This is a genomic window from Streptomyces sp. NPDC047117 (assembly GCF_040643545.1).
Taxonomy (GTDB): Bacteria; Actinomycetota; Actinomycetes; order Streptomycetales; family Streptomycetaceae; genus Streptomyces.
Map to the genome: position 1 here is coordinate 249,239 of NZ_JBEYUN010000009.1, position 15,493 is coordinate 264,731.

A 15,493-nucleotide genomic window follows, 5' to 3' on the forward strand; every position below is an offset into this window, starting at 1 on the left:
GTCGGGATCCATGCAGAAGACCCCCACATCAGACCGTCCGGACCCCCTCGACCCGACGATGCTGCTGGACGACCCGTACGCGGCGTACGAGGGGCTGCGGGAGGCCGGTCCGGTGCACCGGATCACCGGCCCCGACGGGCAGCCCGCCTGGCTCGTCACCCGCTACGCCGACGTCCGCAGCGGTCTGGCCGACCCCCGGCTCGCACTGGACAAGCGCAACAGCTCGAACGGTTACCGGGGTTTCTCCCTGCCGCCGGCCCTGGACGCCAACCTGCTGAACATGGACCCGCCGGACCACACCCGCGTCCGCCGCCTGGTGGTCAAGGCGTTCACGCCCGGCCGCGTCGAGAAGCTGCGCGCTCCCGTGGCGAAGGTCGCGGCGGACCTGCTGGACGCCGTCGAGGCCAAGGGCACCGCCGACCTGATCGCCGACTTCGCGGGCCCGCTGCCGATCATCGTCATCTGCGATCTGCTGGGGGTGCCGGAGACCGACCGGCACGACTTCCGCTCCTGGACCGACGCGCTCATCACGCCCGACCCGTCCCGGCCCGAGGCGATGAAGGAGGCGATCGGCGCCATGCTGCGCTTCTTCACCGGACTGATCGCCACCAAGCGCGCCGAGCCGGGGGACGACCTGCTCTCCGACCTGATCGCCGTGCGCGACGAGGCGGACGCCGACGGCGGAGTGGCGGGGGACCGGCTCAGCGAGGACGAGCTGACCTCGCTCGCCTTCCTCATCCTCTTCGCGGGCTACGAGAACACCGTCCACCTCATCGGCAACGCCGTCCTCGCGCTGCTCGACCACCCGGACGTGCTGGCGGAGTTGCGTGCCGATCCCGGGCTGATGCCCGGCGCCGTGGAGGAGTTCGCGCGGTACGACGGTCCGGCGCCGCTGGCCATCCGCCGCTTCCCGGTCGAGGACGTGGAGATCGGTGGCGTGCGGATCCCTGCGGGGGAGAGCGTGCTGCTCTCGCTGGCGTCCGCCAACCGTGACCCGGAACGGTTCCCCGAGCCCGCGACACTCGATCCGCACCGCGATATTTTCGGCCATCTCGCGCTCGGCCACGGCATCCACTACTGCCTCGGCGCTCCGCTCGCCAGAATGGAGACGCAGACGGCCCTCAACGCCGTGATTCAGCGTTTCCCCGGCCTTCGCCCGACCGTTCCGCGTACGGAGTTGCGGTGGCGCAGGTCCATCCGAGCGCGTGGCTTGATGTCGCTCCCCGTCGCCTGGTAGCGGCGACTCGAACAGGCTTTTCCTGCATAACCGTTCCGGCATGCGGTAGAAAGGTTCTGAGCCCGCCCGGTGTGCATCCCCCGTCGCACCGGGCGGGCCTTCCGCTGCGACACGTGAGCCGTCTGGCGCATCAGGTACTGCGCGTGACCGCTTGTGTCCCTAGCGTGGTTCCATGGGAACCGACACCGCTTCGACCAGGACCACGGGCACCCTGACGGCCATAGCCGTGGCGGGCGCCCTCCTCGCACTGCCCGCCCCCGCGCATGCCGCGCCCACGACACAGGGCAGGGCACTCCCCGAACGTTCCGCGCCCCATACGGCGGCCTGGCCCGAACCCGTCTGGCCGGGGTTCTTCGCCGGCGCCCGGGGGCCGGCGGCGGCGGCCCCGGCCGGCATCAGCGCCAAGGCCTGGACGGTCACCGATGCCACGACCGGCCAGGTGGTGGGCTCGAAACAGCCGCATCGCCAACTCGCCCCGGCCAGCACCCTGAAGACGCTCTTCGCGCTCACCGTCCTGCCGAAGTTCCCCGCCGACATGGTCCGCACGGTCACCGCCGCCGACCTCAAGGGCGTGGGCGAGGGCAGCAGCCTCGTCGGCATCAAGAAGGGGCAGCGCTACACGGTCGCCGACCTGTGGCGGGGCGTCTTCCTCCGCTCCGGCAACGACGCGGTGCACGTCCTGGCGAACATGAACGGCGGCTGGCAGGCCACCGCCAAGGAGATGCAGGCCAAGGCTCGCACGCTCGGCGCCGACGACACGACCGTGAAGACACCGGACGGCTACGACGCGGCCGGGCAGGTCTCCTCGGCGAGCGATCTCACCCTCTTCGCCCGCAAGGGCCTGCAGAACGCCGATTTCGCGCGGTACTGCGGCACCGTACGGGCCACCTTCCCCGGTGGTTCCAAGGGTGCGCGCGCCATAGTGAACACCAACCGGATGCTGTCCGGCACGGGCGGCGTGACGCGCTACCCCGGCATCGTCGGCGTGAAGAACGGCTACACCAGCAAGGCGGGCAACACCCTCATCGCCGCCGCGAAACGCAACGGACGCACCCTCGTGGTCACCGTCCTCGACCCCAAGAACAGGAAGAACGCGGTCTACAAGGAGGCCGCCGCCCTCCTGAACTGGGGCTTCAAGGCGGGCTGAGGCGCTGTCCCGGGGCCCGGGAGCCGGTGCGGCTCCCGGGCTTCAGCGCTCCGCCGCGGCGCGCAGCCGGGGCGCGTGAGCGGCCGCCGAGACCGGCCCCCGCAGCGATCCGGCCAGGTCACCCGCCCAGCGGACGAGCCCGGCGACGTCGATGCCGTACGGCGCCGAGTCCGCGTACGGCCCCAGGGCGGCGGCGCCGCGGGTCAGCAGCGAGCCTGCGCCCGTGACGTTGCCGCGGGCCGCATGGGTGAGCCCGACGGCCAGCTGGGCGAGCCCGCGCCACAGCTCGCGCTCCTCCGGCGGCCCGGACTTCCAGGCATCCTCCAGCACCTCGTGGGCGTGGAACGGCATCCCGTCGTCCAGTAGCTGCTGCGCCTCCGCCAGCGACTCCGCCGGCTCCCGTACGACGCCTTCCGGCTGCCGGGCGACGCCGGGGGAGCCGTACGGCAGCGGGCGGCCCAGGCCGTCCCGCGGCCGGGCGTTGCGCGCCCGCCCCTCGGCGTCCCGGTCCCGGCGCCGGGCCGCACCGGCGCCGCGCGGGGCCGCGTCGCGCGGGGCGCTCGCCGCGCCGTTCCCGGCACCGCCGTCCGCCGCCTCCGCCGCGCAGTGCGGGCACGCGGCGGCCGGGTCCTCCCGGATCCGGCCGCACGCGTCGCAGACCCGGTCCAGCCAGCAGGCCGGGTCGCCGCCTTCGTCGTGGCTCTCCGTGCTCATCAGCCCTCGACGACCTCGGTCTCGTAGAAGCAGTAGTGGTCCTTGATCTCCGCCACGGCCTCCTTGGGCTCCGAGTACGCCCACACGGCGTCCTCGGTCCCGTCCGGCAGCGACCAGTAGGACGCGTCGCCCTTGAAGGGGCAGTGGGTCGTGGTCTTGGAAGGGACGAGGAGGTCGGTACGGACGTCCTGCGGCGGCACGTAGTAGCGGGCCGGATACCCGGTCTCGCGCAGCACCAGCGGTCGCGTGCTGTCGGCGATCACTTCCCCGTCGTGCACCACGCGGACATGGGTGTCGCTCCGCTCGACAGTGATGCGGTGGCCTGTGGTCATCAGTGGTCCTCCCGGACGAGGGACGGTCCCCTCCAGGATGTCACCCACGGACGGTGCGGGCCCGGAAGCATCCGGACCCGCACCGCTGTCAGACCTCCCGGATCCCCCGGCCCGCCCACTCCGGGGCCGGGGCGGTCAGGGACGTGAGGCGCTCGCGTACCGCGTCGGGGAGCGGGGCCGAGCGGCCGGTGGCCTGGTCGACGTGGAGGGCGAAGAGCTCCTCCGTGGCGACCGGGTCGCCGGACGGTTCGCCGGTCGCGTCGGCGACGTACATCTCGTGCAGGAAGCGGGCCTTCTTGGTGTCCGCGCCCAGCACGGTGGTGCGTACGGCCAGTTCGGCGTTGCGCTCGACCTCGCGGAGGTACCGGACGTGCGCCTCGACCGTGTACAGCGAGCAGTTGGTCGCCTCGCGGTACTCCGGGCCCAGTCCCGTCTCCGCCATCAGCGCATCGGTGGCGAAGCCGAAGACCAGGACGTAGTACGCCTCGCTGAGGTGACCGTTGTAGTCGATCCACTCGTCCTTGACGGTCTGCCGGAAGAGCGGCAGCGCGCCGGCGGCCGCCGTCACTTGGCGCCGCCGAGCCGGCCGGTGGCGCGCAGCACGTTGATGACGCCCTGGTCGCGCTCGGCCACCAGGTCCGCGTACGTCCGCTCGCCCGCCTCCTTCTCGCAGCCGTCGACCATCGCGTCCCGCAGCTCGCGGGTCAGCTCGGGGGCCTCCAGGCGGGTCCACGGGGACTTCAGGGACGGGCCGAAGTGGTCGAGCATGTGGCCCATGCCGCCCTCGCCGCCGGCCAGCGCGAAGGTCAGCAGCGGGCCCATGAAGGCCCAGCGCAGGCCCGGGCCCTCGGTGATCGAGTCGTCGATGTCCTGCACCGAGGCCTCGCCGTTGGCGACCATGTGCAGCGCCTCGCGCCACAGGGCCTCCTGGAGCCGGTTGGCGATGAAGCCGGGCAGCTCGCGGTCCATGGTGATCACGGACTTGCCCGCGATGTCGTAGAAGCGGGAGGCCCACTCCACGGCGGCGCGGTCGGTCTTCTCGCCGCCGACGACCTCGACGAGCGGGATCAGGTACGGCGGGTTGAAGGGGTGGCCGACGACGAGGCGGCCGTTGTCGGCGGCGTCGGAGTGCATGTCCGACATCGGGTAGCCGGAGGTGGAGGAGGCGATGACGACGCCGTCGCGGGTGGCGGCGGTCAGCTCGGCCAGCAGCGAGCGCTTCAGCTCCAGCTTCTCCGGGGCGCTCTCCTGCACGAAGTCGGCGTCGGCGACGGCCTCGGCGAGGGTGGGCGCGACGGTGAGGCGGTCCTGCGAGGCGCCCTCGGCGAGGCCCATCTGCTCAAGGGCGGGCCAGGCGGCGGAGACCAGGCGGCGCAGCTTCTCCTCGGCGTCGTCGGCCGGGTCCCAGGCGGTCACGTCGTAACCGCGGGCGAGGAAGTGGGCGACCCAGCCGCCGCCGATCACGCCGGCGCCTATGCAGGCGACCTTGCGTACGTCTTCGGGGGCGAGCGGAGCGGGGGAGGACATGGGGAGGCGTCTCCTGAGGGTGGGAACGGGCGTACGGGGAGCGGGAGTCAGGCGCGGGGCTTCAGGCCCATGCGGGCGCGGGCCTGGTCGGGGGTGGCGACCTTGGCGCCGAGGGACTCGGTGATGGTCACGGCGCGCTCGACGAGCTGCGCGTTGGTGGCCTTCACGCCCTTGGAGAGGTACAGGTTGTCCTCCAGGCCCACGCGGACGTTGCCGCCGAGCAGGATGGACTGGGCGACCCACGGCATCTGCATGCGGCCGAGCGCGAAGCTGGCCCACTCCGCGTTCTCCGGCAGCATGTTGACCATCGACTGGAGCACGCCCGGGTCGGCCGGGGCGCCCCACGGGATGTCCATGCACAGCTGGAAGACGGTCGGGTCGTCGAGGAGGCCCTCGGCGCGCAGCTGCTTGGCGAACCACAGCTGGCCGGTGTCGAAGATCTCCAGCTCGGGGCGGACGCCCAGCTCCTGGATGCGCTTGGCACCCTTGCGCAGCATCTCGGGGGTGGAGATGTAGAGGTTGTCGCCGAAGTTCAGCGAGCCGCAGTCCAGGGTGCAGATGTCGGGGAGCAGGTCCTCGACGTGCGGCAGCCGGTCCAGGCCGCCGACCAGGTCGGTGCCGGGCCGGGCGCCCTTCTCCAGCGGCTGGTCGGGGTCGAGCACCAGGTCGCCGCCCATGCCGGCGGTCAGGTTGATGACGACGTCGGTGCCGGTCTCCTTGATGCGCTCGACGACCTCGGCGTACAGCTTCGGGTCGCGCGAGGGGTCGCCGGTCTCGGGGTTGCGGACGTGGATGTGCACCACGGCGGCGCCCGCTTCGGCCGCCTGCACGGCGGACGTGGCGATCTGCTCCGGCGTCACGGGGACGTGCGGGGAGCGGCGTACGGTGTCGCCCGCGCCGGTCAGCGCACAGGTGATGATGACCTCGTCGTTCATGACGGGAGTCCCTTCTGCGGGTGAATGGGTGACGAACCGTCAGGTATGACGGCAGGGGAAGAGTGGGGGTGCGCGGGCAGGCGTCGGCCACGCCTGCCCGCGCACGATCGTGGGCGGACGGTCGTCCGGGGTGCCTTACGGGGCGGTCAGTTCGTCGTCCACGAAGGCGGTCAGTGCGGCGTGCATCTGGTCGGGGGTGGTGCTGCCGGGCGCTGTGGCCAGCACCTGGGTGGCCAGGCCGTCGATCAGCGCGGTCAGCCGCAGCGCGGTGAACTCCACGTCGACGGGGCGGAAGACGCCCTGTTCGACGCCGCGCCGCACGACGTCGGCGACGGTGGTCCGCCACTGCCGGTAGTAGTGGTCGTGCAGCCGCCCGACCTCGGTGGAGCGGGCCGCCTGGGCCCACATGTCCAGCCAGACCAGCCACTGCCGGCGCTGCTGTTCCGTACGCGGGGTCTGCAGCGCGATGAGATGGAGCATCTCCTCGCGGGCGTCGGCGGCTCCGGCGAGGCCCTGCGCGCGGCGCGCGGTGTCCTCGTCCATGCACCAGCGGACGGCGGCCTCCAGGAGGTCGTCCCGGCCGGGGAAGTGGTAGTGGATCGCGGCGGTGCTCGTCCCGCAGGCCGCCGCGATGTCGGCGACGCGTACGGAGTGGAAGCCGTGCTCGGCGATCAGGCGGACCGTCTCGCGGACGATCTGCAGCGGCCGGCCGCCTTCGGGGAGGGCGGGTGCCGCCCCGTCCTCCGGCGGCGCGGGCGTCCCGGCCCGGGAGCCCAGCAGCCAGCCCGTGTCCACGCCGCCGATCTCGGCGATGCGGACGATTTCGGCGATGGTGAAGCGGCGGGTCCCGCCGAGGGAGCGGGAGAGCTTCGAGGGGTCCATCACGATGCGCCGGGCGAACTCACGGTGGCTGCAGCCGATGCCGTCGATCACCTTCTTGACGCGGTCCGTGAGGTCGCCGTTCTCGTCGGCGAGCCGGGTGCCGGGGTCTTCCTGCATGGTTCGGGACCGTAGCAGCGTGATGAGATCACCGCAACGCCTGATGCTTCGATTCTCGGAAAAATCCTAGGCAGCGGGCGGGAAAATGGCGCGTGATGAGGGCTGACTGATGAGAAAGTCAGATCCGGTGTCCGGTGGGTCCGGCCAGGTGCGCAGACATCCCCTAAGGGATGGAAATGTGGGAAAGTGACGACATGGCCGAACGGGGCGCGCAGTCCCCTCCCGTGTCGCCGCCGGAGGAGTGGCCCGCCCCGCCGGACCGCATCCTGGCGCTGAACGGGATGGGCGGCTTCGACTGGGACCTGGAGCGCGGCCGGCTGCACATGGACGCCGCCGCGCTGCGGATCTTCGACCTGCGCGCCGACGAGTTCGACGGCCGTCCCACCTCGCTCTCCCACCGGGTCCCGCCCGCCGAGGCCGCCCGGCTGGACTCCCTGGTCGCGCAGGCCATCAAGGACGGCAGCGAGTCGTACGGCGCCTACTTCCGCGTCCGGCGCCACGACGGCGCGCTGCGCTGGATCCACACCCACGGCACGATCTACCGGGACGACAGCGGACGGCCGCACCGCATCGTCGGCATCGTCCGCGACGCCCGCCAGGAGCTGGAGCTCTCCCGCACCGCGAGCCCGGTGACCCCGGGCGACCGGCGCCGCGGGCACACCTCCGTCGTGGAGCGCACCACCGCGGCCCTCGCGCACGCCCGGAGCGTCCGCGACGTCATCGCCGTCCTCGGCGACGACCAGGGGCTGAGCCGGCTGGGCGTGGAGAACGTGATCCTGGGGCTGGTGGAGGCCGGCCGCATCCAGCTCGTCTCCGAGGGGCAGGCCGGCAGCTTCGTCCCTGAGCACCGGTTCACCCGAGTGGCGGACGAGTTCCCGATGAGTGAGGTCGTGCGCACCCTCACGCCGCGCTTCGTCCGCTCCCGCGCGGAGTTCGCCTCCTGCTATCCACGGCTCTGGCCGCACGTCCAGCCCCTGAACGTCGGCTCGGCCGCCTACCTCCCGCTGATCGCGCAGGCCCGCCCCATCGGCGTCATCGGCCTCTTCTACCGGGAGGAGTGCGAGTTCAGCGCGCACGAACGCAGCATCCTCGTGGCGCTCGGCAGCAGCATCGCGCAGAGCCTGGCCCGCGCGATGCTCTTCGACCAGGAGCACGACCTCGCCGAGGCGCTCCAGCGCGCCATGCTGCCGCGCCGCATCCCCGGCGTCCCCGGCGCCCGCATCGCGGTGCGCTACCGCACGGCGCAGCTGGGCCAGGACATCGGCGGCGACTGGTACGACGTCATCCAGCTGCCCGGGGGGCCGCCGTCCGGAGGCGGCAGGGTCGCCGTCGTCATCGGGGACGTCCAGGGGCACGACACCCAGGCCGCCACCCTCATGGGCCAGCTGCGCATCGTCCTGCGCGCGTACGCCGCCGAGGGCCACGCGCCCGCCACCGTCATGGCCCGCGCCTCCGCCTTCCTGCACGAACTGGACCCCGAACGCTTCGCCACCTGCACCTACGCCGACATCGACCTGACCACCGGCGCGCTGCAGATCGTCCGGGCCGGCCATGTCGACCCGCTGGTCCGGCACGCCGAGGGCATCTGCCGCCGGCTGCCCGTGCCCGGCGGGCTGCCCCTCGGCCTGTCCGCCGAGTTCGGGCAGCTGGACTACCCCGTGACCACCGTGCACCTCGCGCCCGGCGAGACGCTGGTGCTGTGCACCGACGGCCTGGTCGAGCGGCCCGGCGCCGACCTGGACGACGGGATGGCCCGGCTGGCCCGGGCGGTGCGCACCGGGCCGCAGGACGTCCAGCAGCTCGCCGACCTGCTGTGCACGCTCTCCCTCAGCGGTGACGGCGAGGACGACATGGCGCTGCTGCTGCTCCGCCGCAGCGGTACGGCCCCGCCGGACCACCACGGCACGGTCCGCCGGCAGGTCGCCCCCGGGGACGCCGACGCGCTCGCCGAGGCCAGGCACATGATCCGGGACGCGGTACGCGGCTGGGGCGCGCACGCGCGTGCCGAGGAGATCGAGCTGGTCGCCGACGAGCTGATCACCAACGCGCTGCTGCACACCGACGGGGCCGCCCTGGTCTCGCTCGCGCTGCCCAGGAACGGGGAGCGGCGGCTCCGGCTGGAGGTCGCCGACCGCTCCAGCGTGCTGCCGCACCGCGAGGAGCCGGCCGACAGCCGGGTGCACGGGCGCGGCCTGCTGCTGGTCGACCGGCTGGCGGACGTCTGGGGCGTGTCGCCGCGGGGCAACGGCAAGAGCGTGTGGTGCGAGTTCCTGTGCCCGTGACGCCCGGGACACGGGCCGGACGGCGGTACGGACGAAAGGCTGCCGTCTACAGCCTGTAAGGCGTGAAGGTGGCCCCCGCCACATACATGCCGCGCTCCGCGTGCTTTACTGCCGCGTGCCCACTGAGACCGCTCCCACCGGCCTGCGCTCGCGCATATTCGCCGACCTCACCCCGCTGCGCACCTCCGTCCACTACCGCCGCCTGTGGACCGGGAACACCGTCTCCTGGGTGGGGCAGCAGATGACCGCGCTCGCGGTCTCGCTCCAGGTCTACGACATCACGCACTCGACGTTCTCCGTCGGGCTGGTCGGCCTCTGCTCGCTCGTCCCGCTGGTCGTCTTCGGCCTGTACGGCGGCGCCATCGCCGACACCGTCGACCGCCGCGCCCTGGGGCTCTTCAGCGCCCTCGGCGCCACCACGATGTCCGTCGTGCTGGCGGGCGCCGCACTCTTCCACGTCCGGCAGGTCTGGCTGCTGTACGCGGTCGTCGCCCTCCAGGCCGTCTGCTTCGCGATGAACTCGCCGGCCCGCGCGTCGATGATCCCCCGCCTGCTGCCCACCGAACAGCTGCCGGCCGCCAACGCGCTGAACTCCCTCACCAGCAACCTCGGCCTGATGGGCGGCCCGATGCTGGGCGGCCTCATCGTCGGCTGGTGGGGCTACCAGGCCGCGTACCTCATCGACGTCGTCGCCTTCACCGCCTCCCTGTACGCCATGTGGCGGCTGCCCTCGATGCGCCCGGACCACGAGGCGGGCCCGGACGGCACTCGGCCGAAGCGGGCCTCCGTCCTGGACGGCCTGCGGTTCCTGGCCACCCGCCCCAACCTGCGGATGACCTTCTTCGCCGACATGGCCGCGATGGTGCTGGCCCAGCCGCGCGCCCTCTTCCCGGCCGTCGCGGCGCTCTGGTTCGGCGGCGACGCCAAGACCGTCGGGCTGCTGGTCGCCGCGCCCGCCGTCGGCGCCGTCCTGGGTGGGCTGTTCTCCGGCTGGCTCGGCGTCATCCGGCGGCACGGCCTGGCGATCCTGCTCTCCGTGGCCGCCTGGGGCGCCGCCGTCGCCGTCTTCGGCCTCACCCGCAACCTCTGGCTCGGCCTGGTCTTCCTCGCGATCGCGGGCTGCGCCGACACCGTCTCGATGGTCTTCCGCTCCACGATGCTGCAGGCCGCCACCCCCGATCAGATGCGCGGCCGGCTCCAGGGCGTCTTCATCGTCGTGGTCGCCGGCGGCCCGCGGCTCGGCGACTTCCTCGCCGGCTCCGCCGCCGACCTCGCCACCCCGGCCGTCGCCGTGGTCGGCGGCGGCCTGGCCTGCGTCGTCGTGGTGACGCTGCTCGGCCTGGGCCGCCCCGCCTTCGCCCGCTACGACGCCCGGGACCCGCAGCCCTGACGCGCCCGGCCCCGGCTCCCGCCCGCCGCGCGGCCGCTCAGTACCGGGTGATCGCGGTGTCCCCGGACTTCGTCCCGATCGCGATGTGCGGCCGCCGGTCCGGGTCGGCCCAGGCCAGGATGCGGGCCATGGCGTCGGCCGGCACCGAGACGCAGCCCGCCGTCGCGCCCTTCCCGTTGACGTGCAGGAAGATCCCGGCGCCCCGGCCGCGCACCGGCTCGTCGTAGTTGAAGCCGATGACCAGCGCCCGGTCGTACTGCGTCGGATAGTCCGCCAGCCGCTCCGACTCCTTCGCCGCGCAGTCGGCGGGCAGCGGCTCGGCCCAGCGGTTGTACGCGGTGGAGGCGTTGTCCTCGCACCACCAGGAGTCGTCGTGCACCGGGCGGTAGTCGACCTCGGTACCGGGCGGGGCCGCGCTGATCCCGAAGCCGTACGGCAGGTCGTACAGGCCCGTAGGCGTGGTGTTCGTGCCCTGCTCGCGGGTGCTGCCCTCGGTCACGCCCTTCGCGCCGAACCGGGCCGGCGCCGAGCCCGCCCGCTCCCAGTGGCCGTGCCGCTTCTCCCACCAGACCAGCCGGCCGTGGGTGGCGGACGTCTTCGGCGCCACGGCCGTGATCAGCTGACTGCCGCCGCCGGTGTCCGCCATCCGGGCGGGCAGCGGCGCCCCGGTCCGCTCCGCCGCCGGGGGCCCGGGAGCCGCGGCGGCCGGTCCTGAGCCGGCCGTGACGGCCAGCGCGAGCGCGGCCGCACCGGCCGCCAGTGCCAGGAACGAAGGCTTCATGACGGCACTGTAGGGCGCGGCCGCCCCGCCCGCGCCCCCGCGCACGGCCTTTTCCGCGCCCGCCGCCCATCCGATTCCGCCGCGCGCCGCAGCGATAGCCGGGCCAGACTCGGGTACGGGGGCGAGGAGAACCACCGCCGCGGGCGGATCACCCGCGGTACGCACCGCACCGTGAGATCCAGGAGGTCTTCCGTGGAACGGCAGCCGCACCTCGCGCGCGCTCACGACCCCGGCGGCCCGACACCGCCCAACCCGGGCCCGGGACCGGTCCCGGACCCCGTGCCGGGCCCGCCCGACCCCGTACCGCCCACCCCCGAACCGTCCCCGGTGCCGCGACCGCCCGGCCCGAGCCCCGACCCGGTACCGGAGCCGTCGCCGCAGCCGAGCCCGCTGGGCTGACCCGCCGGGCCGACCCGGCGGGATTGACCCGGCCGTAACGGGAACCCGTGCGTACGGCCCCTGCGGCCGTACGCACCCGCGCCCGCACCACCAGAAAGACAGAAGGAGAGGTGCTTCCCATGGCCATCGCCACGGTGAATCCGGCCACCGGCGAGACCCTCAAGACGTTCGACGCGCTCAACGAAGGCGAGATCGAGGACCGCCTGGTCCGCGCCGACCAGGCCTGGCAGGAGTACCGCACCACCGGCTTCGACCGGCGCGCCACCCTGCTGCGCAAGGCGGCCGACCTGCTGGAGGCCGACGCCGACGACGTCGCCCGCACCATGACCACCGAGATGGGCAAGCCGCTGGCCCAGGCCCGCGCGGAGGCCGCCAAGTGCGTGAAGACCATGCGCTGGTACGCCGACCACGCCGAGGCGCTGCTCGCCGACGAGCACCCGAGGGCCGCCGACATCAAGGACTCCGGCGGGGCCCGCGCCTACGTGCGCTACCGCCCGCTGGGCCCGGTGCTCGCGGTGATGCCGTGGAACTTCCCGCTCTGGCAGGTGATCCGCTTCGCCGCGCCCGCGCTGATGGCGGGCAACGTCGGCCTGCTCAAGCACGCCTCGAACGTCCCGCAGACCGCGCTGTACATCGAAGAGCTCTTCCGCCGCGCGGGCTTCCCCGAAGGCGCCTTCCAGACGCTGCTCATCGGGTCCGGCTCGGTCGAGATGATCCTGCGCGACCCCCGGGTGGCCGCCGCGACGCTGACCGGCAGTGAGCCCGCCGGCCGCTCGGTCGCCGCCATCGCCGCCGACGAGATCAAGAAGACGGTGCTCGAACTGGGCGGCAGCGACCCGTACATCGTGCTGCCCTCGGCCGACCTGGAGAAGGCGGCGGCCACCGCCGTCACCGCCCGGGTGCAGAACAACGGCCAGTCCTGCATCGCCGCCAAGCGCTTCATCGTCCACACCGACGTCTACGACGAGTTCGCCGCTCTCTTCGCCGAGAAGATGGCGGCGCTGGAGGTCGGCGACCCGATGGCGGACGGGACGGACGTGGGCCCGCTCTCCAGCGAGCAGGGCCGCGCCGACCTGGAGCAGCTGGTCGACGACGCCACGATGCACGGTGCCACGGTGCTGTGCGGCGGCGGCCGGCCCGAGGGCATGGACCTGGGCTGGTTCTACCGGCCGACCGTGCTCACCGGCATCACCAAGGACATGAAGATCTACTACGAGGAGGCGTTCGGCCCGGTCGCCACGCTCTTCCGGGTCGCGGACCTGGACGAGGCGATCGCCGTCGCCAACGACACGCCCTTCGGCCTCAGTTCCAACGCCTGGACCGAGGACGCGGCCGAACAGGACCGGCTGGTGCGCGACATCCAGGCGGGCGGAGTCTTCTTCAACGGGATGACCGCCTCGCACCCGGGCATGCCGTTCGGCGGCGCCAAGCGCTCCGGCTACGGCCGGGAGCTGGGCGACCACGGCATCCGGGAGTTCTGCAACATCACCACGGTCTGGTACGGCGCCAAGGGCTGAGCCCTGAATGACCGCCACCTCCGGGGCGCTCGGGGCCGGGCACGGATCACGGGTCCTCGGGGCCGGGCACGGTGAACTCGCACCACAGCGCCTTGCCCGCGCCCCGGGCCTCCGCGCCCCACCGGTCCGACAGCGCCTCGACCAGCAGCAGGCCGCGGCCGGTGGTCGCGGTCTCGCCCGGGCTGCGCCGCCGCGGCCAGTGGCTGGACCGGTCCTCGACCTCCAGCCGCACCCGGTCCGGCGGGCCGGAACGCAGCTCCAGCGAGACCAGCGCCCCGCTGTCGGTGTGCCGCAGCGCGTTGGTGATCAGCTCGGTGGCCACCAGTTCGAGGTCGCCCGCCACCTCACCCGCCCGCCACTGGTCCAGCATCCGCCGCAGCTCGGCGCGGACCTCGGCCGGGCCCGTGGGGTCGGCCTGGTGGACGTGGAGCCGGATGCGCGGGGTCGCCGGGCCGCCCGGTTCGGCCAGCCGCCGCAGCAGCAACAGCGCCATGTCGTCCGGCGATCCCGGCCGCTCCCACAGCAGGTCCGAGAGGTGGTCGGCCAGCTCGTCCAGCTCGCCGGGCCCGTCCCGCACGGCGCCGGTCAGCGCGTCGAGCCCGGTCAGGATGTCCGAGCCCGGCTGCTCGACCAGGCCGTCGGTGCACAGCAGCAGCGTGGAGCCCGGCTCCATGGACAGCTGCGTCTCCGGGTAGTGGTCCTCGCCGAAGACGGTGGCCAGCCCCAGCGGCAGCCCGCCGCGCACGGTCGGCCAGTGCACGTGCCGCTCCGCGTCCACGAGCAGCGGCTCCAGGTGCCCGGCCCGCGCCACGTGCAGCACCCCCGAAGCGAGGTCCGCCTGGATGTACGTGCACGTCGCGAACCGTTCGGTCTCCAGCTCGGCCAGGAAGCGGGAGGCCCGTCCCAGCACCGTCTGCGGCGGATGCCCCTCGCCGGCGAAGGCACGCAGCGCGATCCGCAGCTGGCCCATCACGGCCGCCGCGTGCGTGTCGTGCCCCTGCACGTCGCCGATCACCACACCCGTACGGCCCTGCGGCAGCGGTACGACGTCGTACCAGTCGCCGCCGACGTCCCGGCCGGTGCGCGCCGCGTGGTAGCGGACCGCGACGTCGCCGCCGGTGATGGCGGGGATCCGGCGCGGCAGCATCGAGGCCTGCAGCCCGGTCGCGATCTCCCGCTCCTGGTCGAAGAGGGTGGCCCGCTGGAGGGACTGCGCGATGACGCCGGCCAGCGCCAGCGCCAGGTTGCGGTCCTCCGCCGTGTAGACCTTGGCCTCGGTGTTGACCAGCGCGAGCGCGCCGATCACCTTGTCCTGCGCGACCAGCGGCAGGAAGGCGGCGCTGCGGATGCTGATGTGCCGCACGTACGGGCGGAGCCGCGGGTAGCGCTGCAACAGCTCCTCGTGGGAGGCGACGTAGGACGGTTCCCGGGTGAGGGCCGCGTCGGACAGCGGCAGCGTCCGGTCCAGCGGCATGTGCAGCAGTTCCGGCACGTCGTCCAGCGGCGGGGTGGCCGCGATGACGTCGAACACGCCGTTCTCGACCAGGCCGAGGACCAGTGCGTCGGCGCCCAGCCGCAGCGGGCCGCCGGGCGCGGTGAGCACGTCGGTGACGTCCTCGACCGACAGTGCCCGCGACAGTGCGGCGGTGGTCCACTGCACGAGCCTGGTCTGCCGCTCGCGCTCCTCGTCGGAGATGTTCAGCAGCGCGGAGTCGGCCAGCTCGGCGGTGGCCTCGCGGACGATGCCGGCCATCCGGTACGGGCGTCCACTGCCGTTGCGCAGGATCCGGCCCTGGGCGTGCGTCCAGCGCGGTGTGCCGTCCCGGCAGCGGATGCGGAAGTACGCGGCGCAGGACCGCCGGCCCTGCTGGATCGCCTGCACGATGGCGCTGTCCAGCCGGTAGCCCTCCTCCTGGGGCACGCGGGGGAGCAGCGAGAGCCGGGTCCCGTCGAACTCCTCCGGGCGCAGGTCGAAGACGGCCAGGCCGCCCGGGTCCAGGTCGAAGGCGCCGCTGTCCAGGTTCCAGTCGAAGGAGCCCATCCGGTTGAGCGCGAGCAGGTCCGGGAGGGCGATGCCCGGCCGGTGGGGCCGCTCCCGGCCGGTCCCGAGGAGGCTGCGGCGGCTCCGGCGCGGCTCCCGCCCACCGTCCGCCGCCTCGGGCCCGTCCCAGCTCCGCTCCATACCGGGATCTTACGGTCATATCGGGTAAGGATGGGAACCGAGGACGGCGGG

Annotated in this window: 13 protein-coding genes; 5 read left to right on the forward strand and 8 right to left on the reverse strand. The window is 73.3% G+C overall.

The window, feature by feature from the left end; all coding sequences use genetic code 11:
- Positions 1-10: 10 nt before the first annotated feature.
- Positions 11-1,237, forward strand: coding sequence for a cytochrome P450 (locus ABZ840_RS19760; RefSeq protein ID WP_361561324.1), 1,227 nt, complete (start codon positions 11-13; stop codon positions 1,235-1,237).
- Positions 1,238-1,409: 172 nt separating this feature from the next.
- Positions 1,410-2,384, forward strand: a complete 975-nt coding sequence (locus tag ABZ840_RS19765; RefSeq protein WP_361561325.1) for a serine hydrolase — start codon at positions 1,410-1,412, stop codon at positions 2,382-2,384.
- Positions 2,385-2,426: 42 nt separating this feature from the next.
- Here the strand turns inward: ABZ840_RS19765 and ABZ840_RS19770 are convergent, their stop codons facing one another.
- The 6 genes from ABZ840_RS19770 to ABZ840_RS19795 all read right to left on the reverse strand — a co-directional run bounded on the left by ABZ840_RS19770 (position 2,427) and on the right by ABZ840_RS19795 (position 6,891).
- Complete coding sequence (locus ABZ840_RS19770; protein ID WP_361561326.1) at positions 2,427-3,098, reverse strand: DUF309 domain-containing protein; 672 nt, start codon at positions 3,096-3,098, stop codon at positions 2,427-2,429.
- Entirely contained in the window at positions 3,098-3,430 is a 333-nt protein-coding gene (locus ABZ840_RS19775) for a DUF427 domain-containing protein (protein WP_361561327.1), read from the reverse strand. The genes ABZ840_RS19770 and ABZ840_RS19775 overlap by 1 nt, the downstream gene beginning before the upstream one ends.
- Positions 3,431-3,518: 88 nt before the next feature.
- On the reverse strand, positions 3,519-3,998 hold the full coding sequence (locus ABZ840_RS19780; RefSeq protein WP_361561328.1) for a thioesterase family protein: 480 nt from the start codon (positions 3,996-3,998) through the stop codon (positions 3,519-3,521).
- Positions 3,995-4,957: a 3-hydroxyacyl-CoA dehydrogenase NAD-binding domain-containing protein gene (locus ABZ840_RS19785; RefSeq protein WP_361561329.1), complete on the reverse strand. Its 963-nt coding sequence runs from the start codon at positions 4,955-4,957 to the stop codon at positions 3,995-3,997. Before ABZ840_RS19785 ends, ABZ840_RS19780 begins: the two co-directional genes overlap by 4 nt.
- A 47-nt stretch (positions 4,958-5,004) precedes the next feature.
- The gene (locus ABZ840_RS19790; RefSeq protein ID WP_361561330.1) at positions 5,005-5,892 is read right to left on the reverse strand and encodes a 3-keto-5-aminohexanoate cleavage protein; all 888 of its coding nucleotides are present in this window, start codon (positions 5,890-5,892) and stop codon (positions 5,005-5,007) included.
- Positions 5,893-6,027: 135 nt separating this feature from the next.
- A complete protein-coding gene (locus tag ABZ840_RS19795) occupies positions 6,028-6,891 on the reverse strand; it encodes a TetR/AcrR family transcriptional regulator (RefSeq protein ID WP_361561331.1) in 864 nt (287 codons plus the stop codon).
- A gap of 194 nt (positions 6,892-7,085) precedes the next feature.
- Here ABZ840_RS19795 and ABZ840_RS19800 point away from each other — a divergent pair, with 194 nt between their 5' ends.
- Both ABZ840_RS19800 and ABZ840_RS19805 read left to right on the forward strand, forming a co-directional pair.
- On the forward strand, positions 7,086-9,173 hold the full coding sequence (locus ABZ840_RS19800) for a SpoIIE family protein phosphatase (protein WP_361561332.1): 2,088 nt from the start codon (positions 7,086-7,088) through the stop codon (positions 9,171-9,173).
- Between the two features lie 115 nt (positions 9,174-9,288).
- Positions 9,289-10,563, forward strand: coding sequence for an MFS transporter (locus ABZ840_RS19805; protein ID WP_361561333.1), 1,275 nt, complete (start codon positions 9,289-9,291; stop codon positions 10,561-10,563).
- A 37-nt stretch (positions 10,564-10,600) separates the two neighbouring features.
- On the opposite strand, the gene ABZ840_RS19810 is transcribed toward ABZ840_RS19805, so the two are convergent.
- A complete protein-coding gene (locus ABZ840_RS19810) occupies positions 10,601-11,344 on the reverse strand; it encodes a L,D-transpeptidase family protein (protein ID WP_361561334.1) in 744 nt (247 codons plus the stop codon).
- A gap of 518 nt (positions 11,345-11,862) precedes the next feature.
- Between ABZ840_RS19810 and ABZ840_RS19815 the strand changes: the two genes are divergently transcribed.
- A complete protein-coding gene (locus ABZ840_RS19815; protein ID WP_361561335.1) occupies positions 11,863-13,260 on the forward strand; it encodes an NADP-dependent succinic semialdehyde dehydrogenase in 1,398 nt (465 codons plus the stop codon).
- Positions 13,261-13,306: 46 nt separating this feature from the next.
- Here ABZ840_RS19815 and ABZ840_RS19820 read toward each other — a convergent pair whose 3' ends face one another.
- Complete coding sequence (locus ABZ840_RS19820) at positions 13,307-15,442, reverse strand: SpoIIE family protein phosphatase (protein ID WP_361561336.1); 2,136 nt, start codon at positions 15,440-15,442, stop codon at positions 13,307-13,309.
- Positions 15,443-15,493: the final 51 nt, after the last annotated feature.